The 19277-nt window shown below is 58.4% G+C and carries 20 protein-coding genes; 15 read left to right on the top strand and 5 right to left on the bottom strand.

Translation table 11 applies throughout. The annotated features are described in order from the left end of the window. Nucleotides 1-52 precede the first annotated feature (52 nt). Nucleotides 53-1687: a SulP family inorganic anion transporter gene (locus tag GS636_RS09340; protein ID WP_171669262.1), complete on the top strand. Its 1635-nt coding sequence runs from the start codon at nucleotides 53-55 to the stop codon at nucleotides 1685-1687. A 32-nt stretch (nucleotides 1688-1719) separates the two neighbouring features. Here the strand turns inward: GS636_RS09340 and GS636_RS09335 are convergent, their stop codons facing one another. Together GS636_RS09335 and GS636_RS09330 are read right to left on the bottom strand one after the other, a co-directional pair. Further along, entirely contained in the window at nucleotides 1720-2358 is a 639-nt protein-coding gene (locus tag GS636_RS09335) for a CatB-related O-acetyltransferase (protein ID WP_171669261.1), read from the bottom strand. Further along, nucleotides 2358-2963 carry a flavin reductase family protein gene (locus GS636_RS09330; RefSeq protein ID WP_171669260.1) on the bottom strand — a complete coding sequence of 202 codons (606 nt, stop codon included), beginning with the start codon at nucleotides 2961-2963 and terminating at the stop codon, nucleotides 2358-2360. The genes GS636_RS09335 and GS636_RS09330 overlap by 1 nt, the downstream gene beginning before the upstream one ends. Nucleotides 2964-3034: 71 nt before the next feature. On the opposite strand from GS636_RS09330, the gene GS636_RS09325 reads away from it, so the two are divergent. The 5 genes from GS636_RS09325 (at nucleotide 3035) to GS636_RS09305 (ending at nucleotide 6092) form a co-directional block, all read left to right on the top strand. Next, complete coding sequence (locus tag GS636_RS09325; RefSeq protein ID WP_171669259.1) at nucleotides 3035-3529, top strand: GNAT family N-acetyltransferase; 495 nt, start codon at nucleotides 3035-3037, stop codon at nucleotides 3527-3529. A 52-nt stretch (nucleotides 3530-3581) separates the two neighbouring features. Continuing rightward, the gene (locus GS636_RS09320) at nucleotides 3582-4325 is read left to right on the top strand and encodes an EcsC family protein (RefSeq protein WP_171669258.1); all 744 of its coding nucleotides are present in this window, start codon (nucleotides 3582-3584) and stop codon (nucleotides 4323-4325) included. A 135-nt stretch (nucleotides 4326-4460) separates the two neighbouring features. Beyond that, the gene (locus GS636_RS09315) at nucleotides 4461-4922 is read left to right on the top strand and encodes an NUDIX hydrolase (RefSeq protein ID WP_171669257.1); all 462 of its coding nucleotides are present in this window, start codon (nucleotides 4461-4463) and stop codon (nucleotides 4920-4922) included. A gap of 72 nt (nucleotides 4923-4994) precedes the next feature. Continuing rightward, nucleotides 4995-5450: a DUF1178 family protein gene (locus tag GS636_RS09310; RefSeq protein ID WP_171186832.1), complete on the top strand. Its 456-nt coding sequence runs from the start codon at nucleotides 4995-4997 to the stop codon at nucleotides 5448-5450. Nucleotides 5451-5453: 3 nt separating this feature from the next. Next, the gene (locus GS636_RS09305) at nucleotides 5454-6092 is read left to right on the top strand and encodes an SDR family oxidoreductase (RefSeq protein ID WP_171669256.1); all 639 of its coding nucleotides are present in this window, start codon (nucleotides 5454-5456) and stop codon (nucleotides 6090-6092) included. Here the strand turns inward: GS636_RS09305 and GS636_RS09300 are convergent. Next, nucleotides 6086-6442 (bottom strand): hypothetical protein, encoded by a 357-nt coding sequence (locus GS636_RS09300; protein ID WP_171186828.1) that lies wholly within the window; start codon nucleotides 6440-6442, stop codon nucleotides 6086-6088. The two genes, GS636_RS09305 and GS636_RS09300, sit on opposite strands and share 7 nt — an antisense overlap. 165 nt (nucleotides 6443-6607) lie before the next feature. Between GS636_RS09300 and GS636_RS09295 the strand changes: the two genes are divergently transcribed. From GS636_RS09295 to GS636_RS09270, 6 genes are all read left to right on the top strand, one after another. Next, nucleotides 6608-7846 (top strand): aspartate kinase, encoded by a 1239-nt coding sequence (locus GS636_RS09295; protein WP_171094108.1) that lies wholly within the window; start codon nucleotides 6608-6610, stop codon nucleotides 7844-7846. A 46-nt stretch (nucleotides 7847-7892) separates the two neighbouring features. Then, entirely contained in the window at nucleotides 7893-10136 is a 2244-nt protein-coding gene (ptsP, locus tag GS636_RS09290; protein ID WP_171186823.1) for a phosphoenolpyruvate--protein phosphotransferase, read from the top strand. A 148-nt stretch (nucleotides 10137-10284) separates the two neighbouring features. Next, nucleotides 10285-11730 carry a glucose-6-phosphate dehydrogenase gene (gene zwf, locus GS636_RS09285; protein WP_171669255.1) on the top strand — a complete coding sequence of 482 codons (1446 nt, stop codon included), beginning with the start codon at nucleotides 10285-10287 and terminating at the stop codon, nucleotides 11728-11730. Between the two features lie 3 nt (nucleotides 11731-11733). Then, nucleotides 11734-13539, top strand: a complete 1806-nt coding sequence (gene edd / locus GS636_RS09280; protein WP_171669254.1) for a phosphogluconate dehydratase — start codon at nucleotides 11734-11736, stop codon at nucleotides 13537-13539. 3 nt (nucleotides 13540-13542) lie between these two features. Further along, entirely contained in the window at nucleotides 13543-14175 is a 633-nt protein-coding gene (locus GS636_RS09275) for a bifunctional 4-hydroxy-2-oxoglutarate aldolase/2-dehydro-3-deoxy-phosphogluconate aldolase (protein ID WP_171669253.1), read from the top strand. 51 nt (nucleotides 14176-14226) lie between these two features. Then, nucleotides 14227-15435 carry an alanine--glyoxylate aminotransferase family protein gene (locus GS636_RS09270; protein ID WP_171669252.1) on the top strand — a complete coding sequence of 403 codons (1209 nt, stop codon included), beginning with the start codon at nucleotides 14227-14229 and terminating at the stop codon, nucleotides 15433-15435. A gap of 3 nt (nucleotides 15436-15438) precedes the next feature. Here the strand turns inward: GS636_RS09270 and GS636_RS09265 are convergent, their stop codons facing one another. Further along, nucleotides 15439-16554, bottom strand: a complete 1116-nt coding sequence (locus tag GS636_RS09265) for a pyridoxal phosphate-dependent aminotransferase (protein ID WP_171669251.1) — start codon at nucleotides 16552-16554, stop codon at nucleotides 15439-15441. Nucleotides 16555-16640: 86 nt separating this feature from the next. Between GS636_RS09265 and GS636_RS09260 the strand changes: the two genes are divergently transcribed. The 3 genes from GS636_RS09260 to GS636_RS09250 all read left to right on the top strand — a co-directional run bounded on the left by GS636_RS09260 (nucleotide 16641) and on the right by GS636_RS09250 (nucleotide 18931). Then, nucleotides 16641-17711: an SMP-30/gluconolactonase/LRE family protein gene (locus GS636_RS09260; protein WP_171669250.1), complete on the top strand. Its 1071-nt coding sequence runs from the start codon at nucleotides 16641-16643 to the stop codon at nucleotides 17709-17711. Between the two features lie 66 nt (nucleotides 17712-17777). Beyond that, nucleotides 17778-18560 (top strand): crotonase/enoyl-CoA hydratase family protein, encoded by a 783-nt coding sequence (locus tag GS636_RS09255; protein WP_171669249.1) that lies wholly within the window; start codon nucleotides 17778-17780, stop codon nucleotides 18558-18560. After that, entirely contained in the window at nucleotides 18557-18931 is a 375-nt protein-coding gene (locus GS636_RS09250; protein ID WP_171669248.1) for a VOC family protein, read from the top strand. Before GS636_RS09255 ends, GS636_RS09250 begins: the two co-directional genes overlap by 4 nt. Here GS636_RS09250 and GS636_RS09245 read toward each other — a convergent pair. After that, nucleotides 18928-19260 (bottom strand): DUF1992 domain-containing protein, encoded by a 333-nt coding sequence (locus tag GS636_RS09245; protein WP_171186809.1) that lies wholly within the window; start codon nucleotides 19258-19260, stop codon nucleotides 18928-18930. The two genes, GS636_RS09250 and GS636_RS09245, sit on opposite strands and share 4 nt — an antisense overlap. Between the last annotated feature and the right edge of the window lie 17 nt (nucleotides 19261-19277).

Here is a 19277-nt window from a genome sequence, read left to right as displayed (position 1 = left end):
GTCCGCTACATAGGCGCCTTCGCGCGAACATAAAACCCTATAGGACTGACCAATGCCCCGAGCCTTGCTGGCAAGTTTTGCCAACCGCGTTGCCATGCCCGATCTGCGCTGGGTGCCTGATGAGGGGCTGACCTTCTCTCGCCTGCGGATCGAACTCTTGTCCGGCCTGACCGTGGCCCTTGCGCTGGTGCCCGAGGCCGTGGCTTTTGCCTTTGTCGCAGGCGTGCACCCGCTTGTTGGTCTCTATGCGGCGTTCCTGGTTGGCCTGATCACGGCACTGATCGGCGGGCGGCCCGGTATGATCTCGGGCGCGACCGGCGCTCTGGCGGTTGTCATGGTGGCGCTGGTGGCCGAGCACGGAGTCGAATATCTGTTTGCGACCGTTGTTCTTATGGGAATTCTCCAGGTTATTGCCGGGGCGATGCATTGGGGGCGCTTTATCCGTCTGGTGCCGCATCCGGTGATGCTGGGCTTTGTGAACGGTTTGGCCATCGTGATCTTTCTGGCCCAGATGGGGCAGTTCAAAGTGCCCGGCACCATGGAAAACACCGGCCATGGCATGAGCGGAGGGGAATGGCTGTCGGGAATGCAGCTTTATACCATGCTGGGTCTTGTGGCGCTGACAATGGCGGTGATCTGGGTCATGCCGCGTGTCACGCGTATCATTCCTGCGCCTCTGGCCGGAATTCTGGTGGTCGCAGTTCTGGTGATCGGTCTGGGACTGGACGTGCCACGCGTTGGCGATCTTGCCTCGATCGAAGGCGGTCTCCCTGCGTTCCACATCCCGATGGTGCCGCTGAACTGGGAAACGTTCGAAATCATTCTGCCTTATGCTGTCATTCTGGCGGCCATTGGTCTGATCGAATCCCTGCTGACCCTGAACCTTGTGGGCGAGATCACCGGTAAACGTGGCGGCGCGTCTCAGGAATGTATCGCGCAGGGTGCGTCGAATATCGCGACCGGGTTCTTTGGCGGCATGGGCGGCTGCGCAATGATTGGTCAGTCGATGATCAACGTGAAATCCGGCGGCCGAACTCGTATCGCCGGTATCGCTGCGGCGCTGTTCCTGCTGGTCTTTATCCTGTTTGCCTCGCCCCTGATCGAACAAATCCCGTTGGCCGCTTTGGTCGGTGTGATGTTCATGGTCGTGATCGGCACCTTTGCGTGGAACTCGTTCAAGATCATGCGCAAGGTTCCCATGACAGATGCTTTTGTCATCGTTTTGGTGACCGTCGTGACCGTGATGGAGGACCTCGCGGTTGCCGTTGTGGTCGGCGTCATTGTCTCGGCCTTGGCGTATGCCTGGAACAACGCCAAACGCATTCACGCGGTTACGCGCGACTCAGAAACTGAAAAGGGCGCGAAGGTCTATGAAATCCAGGGGCCGCTGTTCTTTGGGTCGTCTGAAGGTTTCATCGAACTGTTCGACGTCCCGAACGACCCTGAAACCGTGATCGTCGATTTCGCCGAAAGTCGCGTGGTCGATCAATCAGCCTTGCAGGCCATCGAAAACATCGCTGCTAAATACGAAGCCGCGGGAAAACGTGTCATGCTGCGCCACCTGAGCCGCGATTGTCACAAGTTGCTGAACAAGGCAGGACACCTGATGGTCGACAGTGACGATGACCCGGATTATGAACTGGCGGTCGATTACTCCGTCCGCACCGGTATTCTTGGCGGGCACTAAGTTCGAAAGGCGGCTTTACAGGCCGCCTTTTTTCACGAAGCCATTTGTTCCAGCAGTTCGATATTGCCCGACAGTAGTGCTTCCTCGGCCTCAGATATCCTATCGGCAGGCCAATCCCACCATTTTAAGGCAAGCAATCGATCAATGGTGTCTTGGTCAAACCTGAATCGACGCACCTCGGCTGGATTACCTGTAACGACCGCATAAGGTGGGATCGTCCCACGCACGACAGAGCCTGCTCCGACTATTGTGCCGTCGCCAATTTTTGCCCCCGGCATGATCAAAGCACCATAGGCGATCCAAACGTCGTTTCCGATCACAGTGTCACGCGTGTCCGGCTGATATTCCAACAACTTTGCAGGATCGAAAACCGGGAACGGGTAGCACGTCGCTCCATCCATGGCGTGGTTGGCCGACGACGTGATGAACCGAACGCCGTGGGCGATTTGACAGAACTTACCAATCACAAGACGTTCGCGCGAAGACGGATAAAGATATGGGGCCAAGCGAGAGGCCCAATCCGTTGGCGCTTCGAAATCAGACGCATAGCTGTAATCGCCCGCCTGAAAGCGAGGGTGATCGATGGCTTGATTGAGGAAAACCGTCCCCAGATGTTCGGTTCCGTCAGGCAGGGTCACCGGGTAGCGGTGAGAGGCTTGGGGCAGGGGCATTAATCATCTGGCCTTGATAGGCTGAACAACTCGGACACAACGGCATAGTCCCGGTATCCAAGCCGTGCCAGCGGTTGAAACGATGTCACATCAAACTTACCGTCCCGGATGTGATCGTCGTGCAGGTGCACGCCGACTACTTCGCCGAATACAACCCGATTGGCTTCACCGGGTAGAGTGACGATCTGGGTGAGCTTGCATTCCAGTGCAGCGGGTGCCCCTGCAATCCGGGAACATGGAATCGTTTCGCATTCGACGGGTGACAGCCCGGCATGTTCAAACTCATCAACGTCTTTCGGTAGTCCGGCCGAACTGGCGTTCATCGCATCCCGATGCGCATGAGCCACCACGTTTACGCAAAAAACGCCGGTCGCTTCGATATTGGCGATGCTATCTTTACCACCAGTTTGGTCGTGTTTGGTGCCGGTTGTGGCAAACATCACCTGCGGTGGCGTGTAGGCGACGCCATTGAAAAAGGAATAAGGTGCCAGATTGTTGATCCCGTTTGCATCCCGGGTTGAAATCCAGCCGATCGGGCGCGGTGTGATAATGGCGTTGAACGGGTTGTGCGGCAGGCCGTGGCCGTCTTCGGGGCGATAGAACATCTGATCTCCAAGCGTTTGCCCAAGGCGTACCGAAGTGCTAGGGCGAATTCCAGCAAGGAAAAGAGGGCAGGGTGCAGCAATTCGGGATCAGGCCGGAAGAGCCGGACGATTGGTGGGAGGTTGAGGCCCTCTATGACCTGTGCTTTGCGCCGGGTCGTGAGGCTTTGTCGTCTTATCGATTGCGCGATGACGTGCCGCCGGTTGCGGGTCTGTCTTTGGTCGCACGGGATGGTCAGGGCATTCTGGCCGGTGCAATCCGGTTCTGGCCCGTTCATGTCGGCGATCACGATGCGTTACTGTTGGGGCCCGTCGCCGTACACCCTACTCATCAGGGCGAGGGGCTGGGCGGGTATCTGATCCACGCAGGTGTTGAGGCAGGGCGCACGCGCGGGTGGCAGCGGGTCATGCTGGTGGGTGATAAACCTTACTACAAACGGTTCGGATTCCAGCGTTTAAGCGGGGTCGAGATGCCGCCGCCCACCAATCCTGACAGGGTTTTGGGATTGGAATTGAAACCCGGCGTCTGGTCCGGAGTTCAGGGTGCAGTGACTCGTTGGAGCCGCTGACCTATTGAATCCACGCCGCGCAACGCCGATGTTGATAGACAGGAGGGCGTAGATGCAGAACGTGGTTCTTGTCGAAAACGTGGATGCCGAGGCCGAACTGGATCGTCTGGCGGATCACTACCGATCTGCCGGTGGTGCTGGTGTGAAACTCTTGAACAAGCTGGGCGGATCAGCCGAGTCTTTGCTTGAGCAGTTGCCGGAACCGGTACGGCATGGCTTGACCGGAGCAACCGAGCAGGCTTTGTGGCTGGCGATGCACGCCGCGCAAGGTTCACGGCGCGCCGTTCCCGATCAGAAACCCTGGGTGAATACCGCTGTCACGACGGCCATGGGTGCTGCTGGCGGGCTGGGTGGGGTTTCGACAGCTTTGATGGAATTGCCTGCAACAACCGCTATGCTGCTGCGCGCCATTCAAGGGGCTGCCGCGCGCGAAGGCTTTGACCCTAAAGCAGAGAACGTGAAATTCGACTGTGTGCGGGTTCTGTCCGCCTCGGGGCCGCTTTCCCATGACGATGGTGCGGATCTTGGCTTTTTCTCGGTTCGCTTGACCCTGACGGGGCCCGCTATGCAGCGCCTGATTGCAGCAGTTGCACCGCGCTTTTCGATTGTGTTGGGCCAAAAGCTGGCGGCCCAGTCCGTACCCGTACTCGGAGCCTTAGCCGGCGGTGGGACGAACTATGTCTACACGCGGTACTACCAGCACATTGCACGCGTACATTTTGGATTGAGACGTCTGGCAATCGACGCTGATATTCCCCACGACGAACTGGTGCGGCAGCTTTCGGCCCGAATGTAATTTTCCCGTCAAACCCGCGCCTGACTTGGCGATGAACACATTATATGGTATCTTGTAGCATGCCTTGCACCAAATGGGTTCGTTTCGATCCTGTGTGCGAAAGGGCGGAATTTTGGCCGAAGGAACCGCCTGGTCATGAAGCAAAGGCTGCTGCGTCTTGAAGATCTAAACGCTGCGGAACAGCCCGTTTTGCAGCAGGCCGCCGCACTGTGTTATCGGATCAAAGACAACCGGCCCGAGGTATTGCTGATCACAACACGCAAGGCGCAGCATTGGATTATTCCTAAAGGCTGGTTCATCCCGGGTTTGTCCCCCTCTGAAACGGCTTTGCAGGAGGCGTGGGAAGAAGCAGGAGTCTCCGGTCAAAGCTGCGGCGTTCGGCAGGGGCAGTTTCTTCATCACAAACACCAGCCGAATCGACCGCCCGTGTTGATTCTGGTGGATGTGTTCCCGGTTCACGTGCGGTCCATTTCGCAGGAATTCCCGGAACAAGGGATGCGCAAGCGCAAGTGGTACCCGCTCAAAAAGGCAGCTCTTAAGGTGCATACACCAGGACTGTCCAATCTGTTACGAGACTTTAAGCCATACGCACATTAAGATCAGGCCCGAGAGGCTTGATATTGTCATTCTGGTCGGTATCTATTCGCCAATCGATTTTTTGGACTGAACATGATTCAATACGCGTTGAAATGCAGTGAAGGCCACACGTTCGACAGTTGGTTCCAATCCGCCGAAGCCTACGACAAACTGGCTGCGGCAGGGATGGTAACCTGCGCGGTCTGCGGATGCGAGCGGGTTGAAAAGGCGATCATGACGCCACGCGTTCGTCCGGCGCGAAACGCGCAACCGAAACTTCAGCCAGCGCCTGCTGCGGAAGAGAAAATCGATGTTGCCACCCCGTCGCCGGAAATTGAGAAGGTTTTGGCCGAGATGCGGAGGCATGTCGAAGAAAACTCGGATTACGTAGGCAAGGATTTTGCCAGCGAGGCGCGCAAGATCCATCTGGGCGAGGCCCCGGATCGCGCCATATACGGAGAGGCCAAGCCAGACGAGGCGAAATCGCTGATCGAAGATGGCGTGCCGGTCGCTCCGCTGCCCTTTGTCCCCAGCAGAAAGACGAACTGACATATGCACGTCGTAATCACCGGCGCCAATCGCGGCATCGGACGCGCTCTGTCTCAGCGCTACAGCGACAGGGGCGAAGCTGTTACCGGAACATCGCGCGACGACAGCGCGCAATTGCGTCTGGACGTAACGGATCCGGTGCAGCAAGCGGCAATGGCTGAACGGTTGAAGGATCAGCCCATTGACCTTTTGATCTGCAATGCAGGCGTGTATCTGGACAAGGGCCACACGATCAACGACTACCCGGCCGACATGTGGGCGCAAAGCTTTGCGACCAATGTTACCGGAGTGTTCCTGACCATTCAGGCCCTATTGCCCAATCTTCGCGCGTCAGGCGGCAAGGTGGCGATCTTGTCGTCGCAAATGGCCTCGCATACCCGCGCGCCGGGTGGCAGCTATATCTACCGCGCGTCCAAGGCGGCGGTGCTGAACTTGGGTCGCAACCTGGCGACAGACCTCAAGCAAGACGGTATTGCCGTTGGTATCTATCACCCGGGCTGGGTTCAAACCGATATGGGCGGTGTCGCGGCTGACATTCATGTCGACCAGGCCGTGTCCGGCCTGATGGACCGTTTTGATGACTTGTCACTGTCCACCTCAGGTTGTTTTGAAACCTATGACGGGCAGCCGCACGCTTACTGAGCAGCCAGTGCGGCCTTGGGGATCTCGTAGACCTCGCCTGGATCGATATAGATCACCATCAGATCGCCACGCGTCTCATAAGACATCTTCGAGGTCGAGCTGCTGGATTCAGGCACGCCATCTTTGAAATAAATATTGCGCACTTGTCCGCCGCCCAAACCGACTGCAAGCGTTATTGTGCCGTCATCGTGGCGGCGCAGCTCTGCATTACAGCTTTGCAGCGGATCACCTGCATTGGCTGCGCAGGGCACAGTCCCCAATGCGTTCTGGCCATCAGTCCCCGCGACGCTTGCGACTTGGGCCAGGGCAGGCGATGAAAGGAGAGCAACGGCAAGGGCTAGGCGAAACATGTAGAACCTCTTGATTTGGTTGTTGTCCTTAGGCTGACACCACGCCCTTACAAAGTAAAGCGGCCCTGCGCCGCAGGCAGACGCCTTTTGCGCCCTTGCTCTTGGGATGCCCCTCGCATATGAGGCACGGAACCTCTAATCCACGGCGCGGAGACTTTTGCCCCCATGCCCTTACTCGTTATGAAATTCGGTGGCACATCTGTCGCCAATCTGGACCGCATCCGCCGTGCCGCCAAGCGCATTGGTGTCGAAGTTGCCAAAGGCTATGACGTGATCGTCATCGTCTCGGCCATGTCCGGCAAAACCAACGAGCTGGTGGGCTGGGTGAATGAGACATCGCCCCTGTTTGACGCGCGTGAATACGATGCTGTTGTGTCTTCGGGTGAAAACGTCACTGCTGGTCTGATGGCCCTGACCTTGCAGGAAATGGATATTCCCGCACGCAGTTGGCAGGGCTGGCAGGTGCCGCTGCTGACCACCAGCGCGCACAGCCAGGCCCGGATTGAGGAAATCCCGACCGAGAACCTGAACCAGAAGTTCGGGGAAGGCATGAAAGTGGCTGTTGTTGCGGGCTTCCAGGGTCTTAGCCCCGAAGGACGGATCACTACGTTGGGTCGCGGCGGCTCGGACACCACAGCTGTGGCTTTCGCAGCGGCGTTCGGTGCCGAGCGCTGTGACATCTACACAGATGTGGATGGGGTCTACACCACCGATCCACGCATCTGCGAAAAGGCGCGCAAGCTGGACCGCATTTCGTTCGAAGAAATGCTTGAACTGGCATCGCTGGGCGCAAAAGTGCTGCAAACCCGCTCGGTCGAGCTGGCGATGCGCTATAAAGTGAAACTGCGCGTTCTCTCAAGTTTCGAAGAACAATCCGACGAGGCCGGTACTTTGGTCTGCGACGAGGAGGATATCATGGAATCCAATGTTGTGGCCGGTGTGGCCTATTCCCGTGACGAAGCCAAGATGACCGTCGTATCGGTGGCCGACCGCCCTGGTATCGCCTCGATCATCTTCACTGCGCTCAGCGACGAGGGTGTGAATGTGGACATGATCGTTCAGAACATCTCGGACGAGGGCCGCACGGATATGACATTCTCCTGCCCGACCGATCAGGTGGCACGCGCAGAAAAAGCGTTGCTTGCGATCAAAGAGGCGGGCGAGTTGAACTATGCTGAGTTGGTTGCCGACAATGATGTCTGCAAGGTCTCGGTTGTGGGAATCGGCATGCGCTCGCAGTCGGGTGTTGCGGCCAAAATGTTCAATGTGCTCTCGGATGAGGGGATCAACATCAAGGTCATTACAACCTCTGAGATCAAAATTTCCGTTCTGGTCGACAGGAAATACATGGAACTTGCTGTTCAGGCGCTGCATGATGCCTTTGAACTGGACAAGGCGGCCTGAGCTTTTCAGCCAAGGGTCTCGCCTGACACACTAAACTGGGTGGGCCATGGCGGACGGCACCGAAACAGAATCCCGTAAGCTGCTGCGGCGGTTGCGCGAGGAAATGGCGAGCGAAGCCGCCGGTCAGGAGCGCCTTGACCGGATTACCCACCTGATTGCTGACAGCATCCGGGCCGAGGTGTGCTCGGTCTACCTGTTCCGCGATGAAGAGACGCTGGAACTGTGCGCGACCGAGGGTCTCTCACCTGAATCGGTTCATAAGACGCGTATGCGCATGGGCGAAGGTCTTGTGGGGCGCGTCGCCAAGTTCGGAAAAATCGTGAATACGGCGGATGCACCGTCCGAAAAGGGATTCCGGTACATGCCGGAAACCGGCGAAGAACGGTATTCGTCCTTCCTGGGCGTTCCGGTTCAGCGCCTAGGGGAAAAGCTGGGCGTTTTGGTGGTCCAGTCTCGTGAAGCGCGCGAATTTTCCGCTGACGAAGTGTATGCGTTGGAAGTGGTTGCCATGGTTCTGGCCGAAATGGCCGAGCTTGGTGCTTTTGTGGGCGAGGGCGCGGCACTGTCACCGTTGCACCAGCAATCGGTTCTGCTGCGTGGTGGTCAAGCACAGGAAGGGTCTGCGGAAGGACATGTCTGGCTTCATGAGCCCCGCGTCGTTGTCACAAACCCGATTGCCGAAGACCCCCACCGAGAGCGTGAGCGGCTGGTCGAAGCGGTCGACGAACTGCGTGTCGGTGTCGACAAGATGCTCGAGATTTCTCAGAACGGCGACACCGAACAGCTTAAAGTGCTGGAAGCCTATCGCATGTTTGCCAATTCCAAGGGCTGGATGCGCCGGATGGAAGAGGACATTGCACTTGGCCTCAGCGCCGAAGCTGCGGTCGAGAAAGAGCAATCGCAGGCGCGGGCGCGCATGGGGCAGGTCACGGACCCCTATCTGCGCGAACGGCTGGCAGATCTGGACGATCTGAGCAACCGCCTGCTGCGCATTCTGACCGGGCAGGGCAAGACCGACAGTGCCGATTTGCCACCTGATCCGATCCTGATCGCCCGCAATATCGGCCCCGGAGACCTGTTGGAATACGGACGGGCGCTGAAGGGAATCGTGCTCGAGGAGGGCTCGGTCGGCAGTCATGCGACCATCGTGGCGCGGGCACTGGCGATTCCGCTTGTGGTACATGTGGGTCGGATTACGACCGAAGCGTTGAACGGTGATCATATTCTGGTCGATGGGGATCAGGGCGTTGTGCATTTGCGCCCCGAAGATACCGTGGTCAGTGCCTTTCGTGACAAGATCGCCATGCAGGCCAAGGCGCAGGAACGCTATGCCTCGATCCGAGAAACCCCGTGTGTTTCCCGTGATGGCGCGCGCATCAATCTGGTGATGAATGCGGGTCTGATGGCTGACCTGCCGTCGCTGGGAACGTCAGGCGCTGAAGGCGTGGGCCTGTTCCGCACGGAACTGCAATTCCTGATCCGCAACAAGATGCCAAAGCGGTCCGAGCTTGTCACACAATATCAACGTGTTCTGGATGCGGCAGGAGATAAACGGGTGGTGTTCCGCACCCTCGATATCGGGTCGGACAAAGTGTTGCCCTACATGAAACACGTGGCCGAACCAAACCCTGCGCTAGGCTGGCGCGCCATTCGGGTGGGCCTGGACAAACGCGGCGTTATGCGGATGCAGTTGCAAGCGCTTCTACGGGCTGCAAATGGCCGTCCGCTGACCATTATGTTCCCCTTTGTCGCGCAGGCCGACGAGTTCCGCGAAGCCCGGTGGGAGGTGAACAAAACCATCGAGCGTGAGAAACGGTTGGGTCACGTCCTACCGGAAATGCTTGAGGTTGGCGCGATGCTGGAAACACCATCGCTGGCTTTTGCCCCTCAGAAGTTCTTTGACGAGGTGGACTTCATCTCGATCGGCGGCAATGATCTCAAACAATTTTTCTTCGCGGCCGACCGTGAAAACGAGCTGGTCCGCCGGCGATATGACACGCTGAATGTCAGTTTCCTGAGTTTGATGGAACGGATTGTCGAGCGCTGCGATATCTCGGACACCCCCCTCAGCTTCTGTGGCGAAGACGCAGGCCGCCCTGTCGAGGCTCTGTGTCTGGCGGCGATTGGCATACGGACGTTGTCGATGCGTCCAGCCTCAATTGGCCCGGTTAAAAGCCTGTTGTTGCGCTGTGACCTGTCGGAGGTGCGTAAAATCATTGCCGACGCCCGCCATCGCGGCGAGCAAAGCGTGCGCCCGGCTGTGATGGAATGGCTGCGCAATCAGGGGTAGGGCGCAAAACGATCCAGTTTGGGAAACTCTGCTTGATTTTTTTGCAAGAGCTTTCTATTTGACTGGCAATGTTAGCGATAACAGTCTTTGTATTGTGCGGTTTCGTGCCATGCGAGGTTGATATCGGCACACTCAGAAGGAGCCCGTGATGGTTTCACGCGTAATTCCGGTAGAACCATTTGATCTGGTGCTGTTTGGGGCGACCGGCGATCTGGCGCAACGCAAGATCCTGCCGGGCCTGTGCCATCGTTTTGCGATTGGTCAAATGCCCGAGGGCGCGCGTATCATCGGCACGGCGCGGTCAGAGATCGACGGCGACGGGTTCCGCGATCAGGTCCGCGCCTCGATGCAGAAATTTGCACCGGACTTTTCGTCCGAGACGTTGGATCGGTTTCTGGCACATGTCGAATATGTGCCCGTGGACGCTTTGGGTGAGGCCGGGTGGCCCGATCTTAAAAAGCTAGTGCGTGATGATGTTGTGCGGGCCTTTTATCTTTCCGTGGGGCCAAGTCTGTTTGCAGGCATTGCGCAGCGCTTGCATGACACTGGCTTGGCGACACCCGACAGTCGCATCGTCGTCGAAAAGCCGTTTGGTCATGATCTGGCCTCGGCTAAGGCACTTAACGAGGGTTTGCGCGCCTGTTTCGAAGAGCATCAGATTTATCGGATCGACCATTATCTGGGTAAGGAAACCGTGCAGAACCTGATGGCGCTGCGCTTTGCGAACTCGCTGTTCGAGCCGCTTTGGAATTCCACCCATGTCGATCACGTTCAGATCACCGTGGCCGAGACCGTGGGCGTCGAAGGGCGCGGGGCCTATTACGATCAATCCGGTGCAATGCGGGACATGATCCAGAACCATCTGGTGCAATTGCTGTGCCTTACAGCGATGGAGCCGCCTTCGAAATACGCACCAAACGCCGTGCGTGACGAAAAGGTCAAAGTCATCGAAGCGCTGGAGCCGGTCGAGCCCAAGGATATCGCGCGCGGCCAATACCGGGCGGACAAGGGTGAGGGCGGCTATGTCGATCATGTGGGCAACCCCGCCAGCCGAACCGAAAGCTTCATTGCCCTAAAGGTTCATATTGGTAACTGGCGTTGGGCGGGTGTGCCTTTCTATCTGCGCACCGGCAAACGTCTGCGTGCGCGCGAATCCGAGATTGCGGTGTTCTTCCGGGATCCGCCACATACCATTTTCCCCAATGTCGGCCCCCTGCACGGAAACGTGCTTGTAATCCGTCTGCAACCCGACGAAGGCATTACCCTGCGCACCACGATCAAGGATCCGGGTCCCGGTGGGTTCCGCCTGTCGGACGTGGCACTGGACATGAGCTTTGCCGATGCGCTTGGCGCCGAAGCGCAAGCCCCAGATGCCTATGAGCGGCTGATCATGGATGTCATCCGAGGCGATCAGACGCTGTTCATGCGCGGTGATGAGGCTGAGGCCGCCTGGGCTTGGGTCGATCCCATTATTCAGGGCTGGGAACAGCGCGGCGACCGCCCGTCTCGCTACGATCAGGGCAGTTCCGGCCCCGAAGAAGCACTGATGCTGATGCATCGCGATGGACGCCGCTGGCGTCAGATCGGAGGGTAATCAATGGTACATTCAGTTATTACCGACGTCACCAAACGGATCATAGACCGCAGCGCCGATCTGCGCGGTCCGCATCTGGAACGCATGGAGCAGGCCAAATCCAAGGGCCCGGCCCGCGCGCATTTGTCTTGCAGCGGTCAGGCTCATGCTTACGCAGGCGCCGGGGACGACCAGCAGTCTATGGCAACCGGCACGGCAGGCAATCTGGGTATCGTTACCGCCTATAACGACATGCTGTCGGCGCATCAGCCGTTTGAGCGTTATCCCGAACTGATCCGTCAGGCGATCCGTGCAGCTGGGGGCACCGCGCAGGTCGCAGGTGGGGTTCCGGCGATGTGCGATGGCGTCACGCAAGGTGAGGCGGGGATGGAGCTGTCGCTGTTTTCACGCGACGTGATCGCATTGGCGACCGGGGTTGCCCTTAGCCACAACACGTATGACGCCGCCGTGTTCCTGGGGGTTTGCGACAAGATCGTCCCCGGACTGGTCATCGGCGCGCAGGCTTTTGGCCATCTGCCAGCCGTTTTCCTGCCCGCAGGTCCGATGACCAGCGGGTTGCCGAACGACGAAAAAGCCAAGGTCCGCCAACAATTCGCGGCCGGAGAGGTGGGTCGCGATGCGCTCATGAAGGCGGAAATGGCCGCTTACCATGGCCCCGGCACCTGCACCTTTTATGGCACGGCCAACACGAACCAGATGCTGATGGAGTTCATGGGCCTGCATCTGCCGGGCTCTAGCTTTGTCAATCCAAACACGCCCTTGCGTGATGCCCTGACCGAGGAAGGTGCGCGCCGCGCCCTGTCGCTCAGCGCGCTGGGCAACCACTACACACCGGTTTGCCAAATCCTTGACGAACGTGCCTTTGTGAACGGCATCGTGGGTCTGATGGCAACAGGTGGATCGACCAACCTGCTGATCCACCTGATCGCTATGGCGCGGGCAGGTGGTATCGTTTTGGATTGGGAAGATTTTTCCGACATCTCTGCCGTGGTGCCTTTGGTTGCGCGGGTTTATCCCAACGGTCTGGCTGACGTGAACCACTACCATGCCGCCGGAGGGCTTGGGTATACCATCGGCACTCTGCTGGAGAACGGTCTACTACACCCCGATACCCTGACGGTAGCAGGGCAGGGCCTGCACAATTACACCAAGGAACCCAAACTGATGGACGGAGACCTTGTCTGGCAAGACGGCACCGACCACAGCCTGAACGAAAAGATTTTGCGCCCGGCCAAGGATCCGTTCCAACCAACCGGAGGTCTGTCGCGCCTGACGGGCAACTTGGGCACCGGTGTTATGAAGGTTTCAGCCGTTGCCCCGGAACATCAGGTGGTCGAAGCACCTGTACGTGTGTTCCATGATCAGGATGACGTTAAAGCGGCCTTCAAGGCCGGAGAATTCACGGATGACGTAATCGTTGTCGTGCGTTTCCAAGGCCCAAAGGCGAACGGGATGCCCGAGCTTCATTCGCTGACTCCTATTCTGTCGATCCTGCAAGGCCGGGGTCAAAAGGTGGCGCTTGTCACTGATGGCCGTATGTCCGGTGCGTCGGGCAAAGTTCCCGCAGCCATCCATGTCTGTCCTGAGGCGCTGGACGGTGGTGCCATTGCGCGCCTGCAGGATGGCGACATTCTGCGTGTTGATGCGGTGCAGGGTCAGTTGGAAATCCTGACCGAAGGCGTGCTGGACCGCCCCCTTGCCACCGCCGACCTTTCCGCAAATCAACACGGTGTCGGGCGCGACCTCTTTGGTGCGTTCCGGCTGAATGTCGGATCTGCCGACACAGGCGCCAGCATATTCGGAGCATAAGTGATGACGAAATCCCAACGCACCCGCGAAATCTGCGCTCTTGCGCCTATTGTGCCAGTCCTGATGATCGATGACGCAGCGCATGCGCGCCCTTTGGCTGAAGCGCTGGTGGCTGGCGGCTTACCCGCGCTGGAAGTCACACTGCGCACATCGGCTGCGTTGGATGCGATCCGGGCCATGGCTGAAGTGCCCGGCGGTGTTGTAGGCGCAGGCACGCTGGTCACCCCCGAGGATGTCCGTGCAGCCAAAGAAGCGGGCGCTCAGTTTGGTGTCTCTCCGGGCGCAACTGACGCGCTGATCGCGGCGTGCGAGGCCGAGGGCCTGCCGCTTTTGCCCGGCGCTGCCACAGCAACCGAAGCGATGGAGTTGTTGGGAAAAGGCTACGACATGCTGAAATTCTTCCCGGCCGAGGCTTCGGGCGGGGCACCGGCATTGAAAGCAATCGGTGCGCCTCTGCCGCAGATCAGCTTCTGCCCTACAGGTGGTGTGTCCCCTTCTAACGCCCGCGATTACCTGACATTGTCCAACGTGGTCTGTGCTGGCGGCAGCTGGGTTGCGCCAAAGGATCTGGTCAAAGCCGGGGATTGGGCGGGTATTGAAACGCTGGCGAGCGAAGCCTCGAAGCTGATGGATTGACGCCGCCAAAACCCTTGCTAGGGTGTGCATCAATTCAGACAGGTTGATCTTATGACAAACCAAATTCCGCTCGTGCAAGGGCGCGAGTATTTGGCCATTCCCGGCCCGTCGGTCATGCCCGACGCCGTATTACAAGCCATGCACCGCCCGTCGCCAAATATTTATGACGGTGAACTGGTCGAGATGATGCCCGCGCTGATCTCTGATCTAAAGCGCGTCGCACGGACACGACATAATGTGGCAATCTACATTGCCAACGGTCACGGTACCTGGGAAGCAGCGCTTTCCAATGTGATCGCGCCGGGTGAAACAGTGCTTGCCCCGGCATCTGGCCGATTCACCCACGGATGGGCTGAAATGGCTGAAGGGGTGGGGGCGAAGGTTCAACTGCTCGACTTTGGAACCGCCTCAGCGTGGGACTTTGACCAAATCGACGATGCGTTGCGCGCGGATAAAGACCATCAGATCAAAGCCGTGCTAGCGGTTCATGTGGACACGTCCAGCTCGATCCGCAACGACATCCCTACGCTTCGCCGACTTCTGGATGATCTCGGTCACCCGGCATTGCTGATGGCTGATTGTATTGCCTCTTTGGGATGCGACCGGTTTAAGATGGATGACTGGGGCGTAGACGTAACAGTCAGTGCCTGCCAAAAGGGTCTGATGACCCCAGCCGGTTTGGGATTTGTTTTCTTTAACGACAAAGCTCAGGCCAAGCGGGCCACAATGCCGCGCGTGTCGCAGTATTGGGACTGGCAGCCGCGCGCAAACCCAGACCTTTTCTACCAGTATTTCAATGGTACAGCGCCGACGCATCATCTCTACGGTCTGCGCGCCGCGCTGGATCTGATCCATGCCGAGGGGATCGAACACGTTTGGGCCCGGCATGAACATCTGGCCAAAGCGATCTGGGCCGCGTGCGAAACTTGGGCGCAAGGCGGGGCTTTGCATCTCAACGTTACCGACCGTGCCCACCGCAGCCGTGCCGTCACGTCTTTGCGCCTGAGTAACGGCAGGGGTACCCCTTTGCGCGCCTACACCGAAAACCAATTGGGTTTGACGCTTGGTATCGGTTTGGGGATGGAGGACTACGACGGCTGTTTCCGTCTCGGCCACATGGGGCATGTGAACGGGCAAATGATCATGGCGATGCTGGGGGGCATGGAAACCGCAATGGCTGCGCTGGACATCCCCCGAGGCGCAGGAGCGCTTGAGGCCGCCGCAACGACGCTTGCGACACAAACTGAGCCAAGCGATTAAATTTCAGCCGACGCGTTCCTGCGCTTCGGCAAGCGCTTTTGGCAGGGCTGCGGCAAATGCATCCAAATCCGCGGCCTCTCCACAACTGACCCGTATGCACCTGTTCTGAGGTGCAGCAAACGGCATCCGAACAAAAATCCCTTGCGCAACCAAAGAGTCCAAAACCACTTTCGCGAAGTCTCCATCCCGCCCGCAGTCAATCGTGACAAAGTTGGTCGCTGAAGGCAGGGGGTCCAACCCGTTCTCGCGCGCTATTGCAGCGATACGATCTCGTGCTTCCGTGATCCGGGCCTGAATGTGCGACAACCAGGCTTGATCCTGCAGCGCCGCCAAGGCACCGGCTTGCGCCGCGCGGTTCATGCCGAAATGGTTGCGCACCTTGTTGAAGGCGGCGATCAGATCCGGCGCTCCCAACGCATAGCCTACTCGTGCGCCTGCCAAACCGTAAACTTTTGAAAAGGTTCGCATCCTGATCACTCGGGGGTCATCTATTTCGACAGGCGCAGCGGTTCCATCAGGCGCGCATTCCACGTAAGCCTCATCCAGAACCAACAGGCAGTCTTCTGGCATGGCATCCAATGCTGTCACGATCTCTGCGCCCGAGTGCCAACTGCCCATTGGGTTGTCTGGGTTGGCCAAATAAACCAGCCTGGCGCCGACCTCGGTTGCTTTGGCAAACAGGGCACCTGGATCCTCCTGATCCCCGGTGTAAGGTACTTTGTGCAGATCGCCGCCGAACCCGGCCACGTGATAGTTAAAGGTCGGATAGGCCCCGTCCGAGGTCACTACCGCGTCTCCGGGACCTATGATCAGACGCACCAGATACCCCAAAAGCCCGTCAATCCCTTCGCCCACAACGATATTCTCTGGCATCACACCATGATGATCTGCCAATGCACTGCGCAGGTCATGGTTTTCGGGGTCGCCATACATCCAGATTTCAGATGCGGCTTGCGCCATGGCCTCGATAGCCTGTGGTGAAGGGCCAAACACGCTTTCATTTGCCCCAAGACGTGCCGCGAACGGGGCACCCCGTTGCCGCTCTTGCGTTTCGGGGCCGACAAAGGGCACGGTGGCGGGCAGGGATTGGGCAAGCGGTGTGTATCGAGGTCCGGTCATGTGGGCAGATAACCTCAAGCCCACTTATTGAGCAAGCTCCCAACGCGGTTAGCCGCGCTGTGGCGAACTTTAACAAGGGAACGCAAATGCGCATTCTTTTCGCGGTTTTTCTTCTGGGTGTCGCTTATCTTCTGTTCTGGCCTGTACCGGTTGTACCCGTCGCTGCCGAGTTTCCGGAGGACGCTGGATTTACTGGGGATTTCGCAGAAAATACGGCGCTGGACGCCGCGCAGCTTGTCCGCTTGCCCGGGGAAGAGGTTGGCCCCGAAGACATCGCCGTTATGACGGATGGCACGGTGTATATGACAAGCCTGTCAGGCATACTTTACCGCGTTGATGGAGCTGAGCCTGTCGAGGTTGATCGTCTGGGTGGGCGACCTCTTGGCCTTAAGGCCGGGCCGGATGGCGCACTTTATATTGCTGACAGTTTTCGCGGTGTGATGCGATGGACCGGGCCGGGCACCTTGGAAACTGTCGTTGCTGACGTCAACGGTGCGCCAGTGATCTATGCCAACCAACTGGACGTGGCGCAGGATGGCACGATCTATTTCTCAAATTCAACAGACCGCTTCGACCCGGAAACCATGGGGGGGACCAAACCCACCTCGGTCCTGACCATCTGGGAACAGTCCGACACAGGCTATGTCGCGCGTCGCGCACCGGATGGTACGACAGAGAAGATCGCCGACGGGTTCGTCTATACCAATGGCGTCGCCCTTTCCCCCGATGAGGATTTTTTGTTGATCGCAGAAACGGGTCGCGCACGGGTGCATAAGCTTTGGCTGACCGGTTCCAAGGCCGGACAACAAGAGATTCTGATGGAAAACCTGCCTGGGTATCCCGACAATATCGAGGCGCAGGGAGATGGCACTTATTGGTTGGCCTTTGCCAGCCCGCGCGTACCGTCCGAAGCGCTGATGCCTTACCCGTTCTTGCGGAAGGTGATCTGGCGGCTGGGTCCGGCAGTGCGTCCGGCACCAATTCATCGAGGCATGGTAGTGCAATTCGATGGCGAGGGCACAATCCTACGCACGTTACAGGACCCGCAGGGCCGCTTGGGTATCACAACCGGGGGCAAGATCGTGGGCGATCAGTTCTACGTCATGACCCTCGATTCCCCATGGTTCGGGCGGATGCCTGTCAGCGATCTGCCCTGACGTCGCAGTGGTATTCGGCCGCCGGGGCGGGCATGTTTGCAACACTGGAATTTCGAGAGGCCGCCTATGTCACGTGTATCCGTCACTTACCAAGATCATGTTGCCCATGTCACGCTGACACGAGGCGACAAGATGAACGCGCTGGATGAAGCGATGATCAAAGCGCTGTTGTCCGCCGGGAAAGAGGTTGCGGCCTCGGATGCGCGCGCCGTGGTCTTGTCCGGGGAAGGAAAAAGCTTTTGCGCGGGGCTGGACATGGCCAGCTTTGCGAAGATGGCCCATATGGACCCAACCGAATGGCTGATGACCCGCAGCCACGAAGACGCCAACGAGATGCAGGAACTGGCCCTTGTCTGGCGCCGTGTCCCGGTGCCGGTGATTTGCGCCTTGCAAGGTGTGGCGTATGGGGGTGGGCTTCAAATTGCGCTGGGCGCGGACATTCGGATTGCGCATCCCGAGGCCAAACTGGCTGTAATGGAAATGAAATGGGGTATCATTCCGGACATGGGCGGCATGGTATTGTTGCCGCGTTTGGTCCGTTCGGATGTGCTTCGGTTACTGACCTACACCGCGCGTCCGATTGGCGCGCAGCAAGCGGCGGAGTGGGGTCTGGTCACGCAGCTTTCCGATGATCCGTTGACCGAAGCTCTGGCCCTTGCCGAGAATATCGCCGGTCAAAGCCCCTCGGCCATCCGCGCTGCGAAGCGTTTGATCGAAATCGCCGAAACGCAGGGGCGCACTGACGTTCTGATGGCGGAATCCGCCGAGCAGGTGGAACTGATCGGCAAGCCCGACCAGATGGAGGTTGTGATGGCGCAGATGCAGGGCCGCAAGCCCGAGTTCAAATGACCGCTTTTCCCGCGATCAGCCGGTTGGTGCTGTACACCAAACGAATGGACCAAATGGTGACCTTCTACGAAACCCACTTTGGCTATGTTGTTCAGCGGAACCCGGGTGATCGAATTGTTGAACTGGTTCCAAAATCAAATGGCGTGCATCTTCTTCTGCATCCGGCGGCCAAAGGTACCCGGGAGGGGCAAGCCGCTGTGAAGCTGGTTTTTGACGTACCGGATGTTGCAGAGTTTTGCGCCCAGGCAGCTGAGCGCGGCTTGGTATTTGGGCCGATTCATCAGGCCGACGGGTATCAGTTTGCAAATACCAAAGACCCCTCCAAAAACTCTGTTTCCGTCTCGAGCCGCGCTTTCCTGAACAAGTGCTAACGCATAAAGGCCCGGCGTGCGTCGCGGGCCATATTGTAGCGCATTTCCAAATCGGCAATGCGCGCCATCGCGGCTTTGCGCTTGGTCGGGTCATTCAGGTCGGCATAGGTCTGCCGCGCTGTTTCGAGCTGTTTCTTGATGTGGAACTCTTCCGGTAAAACGCCGGCTTGCGCCATGATCCGGTGACCTGCGGCGATGGCCGGATCAGTCATCGCTTCTGATGACCTGTCAGGCAGTGGTTCGCCTTCACCCTCCAACCCCTGCAATTGGCCTTCGGACTGAGCCTTCTTGATCTGGCGTTCGACCAGTTTTGCCAATGCTCCAAACATGGGTTTAGTTTAAGCGA

This window comes from Ruegeria sp. HKCCD4884, from assembly GCF_013110855.1.
Lineage (GTDB): Bacteria > Pseudomonadota > Alphaproteobacteria > Rhodobacterales > Rhodobacteraceae > Ruegeria.
This window is presented reverse-complemented; position numbering and strand designations above follow the sequence as displayed.

Excerpts from the sequence above, each read along its gene's own strand:
- GS636_RS09340 (WP_171669262.1), top strand. The coding sequence starts at position 53 with ATGCCCCGAGCCTTGCTGGCAAGTTTTGCCAACCGCGTTGCCATGCCC.
- GS636_RS09335 (WP_171669261.1), bottom strand. The coding sequence starts at position 2,358 with ATGCCCCTGCCCCAAGCCTCTCACCGCTACCCGGTGACCCTGCCTGAC.
- GS636_RS09330 (WP_171669260.1), bottom strand. The coding sequence starts at position 2,963 with ATGTTCTATCGCCCCGAAGACGGCCACGGCCTGCCGCACAACCCGTTC.
- GS636_RS09320 (WP_171669258.1), top strand. The coding sequence starts at position 3,582 with ATGCAGAACGTGGTTCTTGTCGAAAACGTGGATGCCGAGGCCGAACTG.
- GS636_RS09315 (WP_171669257.1), top strand. The coding sequence starts at position 4,461 with ATGAAGCAAAGGCTGCTGCGTCTTGAAGATCTAAACGCTGCGGAACAG.
- GS636_RS09310 (WP_171186832.1), top strand. The coding sequence starts at position 4,995 with ATGATTCAATACGCGTTGAAATGCAGTGAAGGCCACACGTTCGACAGT.
- GS636_RS09305 (WP_171669256.1), top strand. The coding sequence starts at position 5,454 with ATGCACGTCGTAATCACCGGCGCCAATCGCGGCATCGGACGCGCTCTG.
- GS636_RS09300 (WP_171186828.1), bottom strand. The coding sequence starts at position 6,442 with ATGTTTCGCCTAGCCCTTGCCGTTGCTCTCCTTTCATCGCCTGCCCTG.
- GS636_RS09295 (WP_171094108.1), top strand. The coding sequence starts at position 6,608 with ATGCCCTTACTCGTTATGAAATTCGGTGGCACATCTGTCGCCAATCTG.
- ptsP (WP_171186823.1), top strand. The coding sequence starts at position 7,893 with ATGGCGGACGGCACCGAAACAGAATCCCGTAAGCTGCTGCGGCGGTTG.
- zwf (WP_171669255.1), top strand. The coding sequence starts at position 10,285 with ATGGTTTCACGCGTAATTCCGGTAGAACCATTTGATCTGGTGCTGTTT.
- edd (WP_171669254.1), top strand. The coding sequence starts at position 11,734 with ATGGTACATTCAGTTATTACCGACGTCACCAAACGGATCATAGACCGC.
- GS636_RS09275 (WP_171669253.1), top strand. The coding sequence starts at position 13,543 with ATGACGAAATCCCAACGCACCCGCGAAATCTGCGCTCTTGCGCCTATT.
- GS636_RS09270 (WP_171669252.1), top strand. The coding sequence starts at position 14,227 with ATGACAAACCAAATTCCGCTCGTGCAAGGGCGCGAGTATTTGGCCATT.
- GS636_RS09265 (WP_171669251.1), bottom strand. The coding sequence starts at position 16,554 with ATGACCGGACCTCGATACACACCGCTTGCCCAATCCCTGCCCGCCACC.
- GS636_RS09260 (WP_171669250.1), top strand. The coding sequence starts at position 16,641 with ATGCGCATTCTTTTCGCGGTTTTTCTTCTGGGTGTCGCTTATCTTCTG.
- GS636_RS09255 (WP_171669249.1), top strand. The coding sequence starts at position 17,778 with ATGTCACGTGTATCCGTCACTTACCAAGATCATGTTGCCCATGTCACG.
- GS636_RS09250 (WP_171669248.1), top strand. The coding sequence starts at position 18,557 with ATGACCGCTTTTCCCGCGATCAGCCGGTTGGTGCTGTACACCAAACGA.
- GS636_RS09245 (WP_171186809.1), bottom strand. The coding sequence starts at position 19,260 with ATGTTTGGAGCATTGGCAAAACTGGTCGAACGCCAGATCAAGAAGGCT.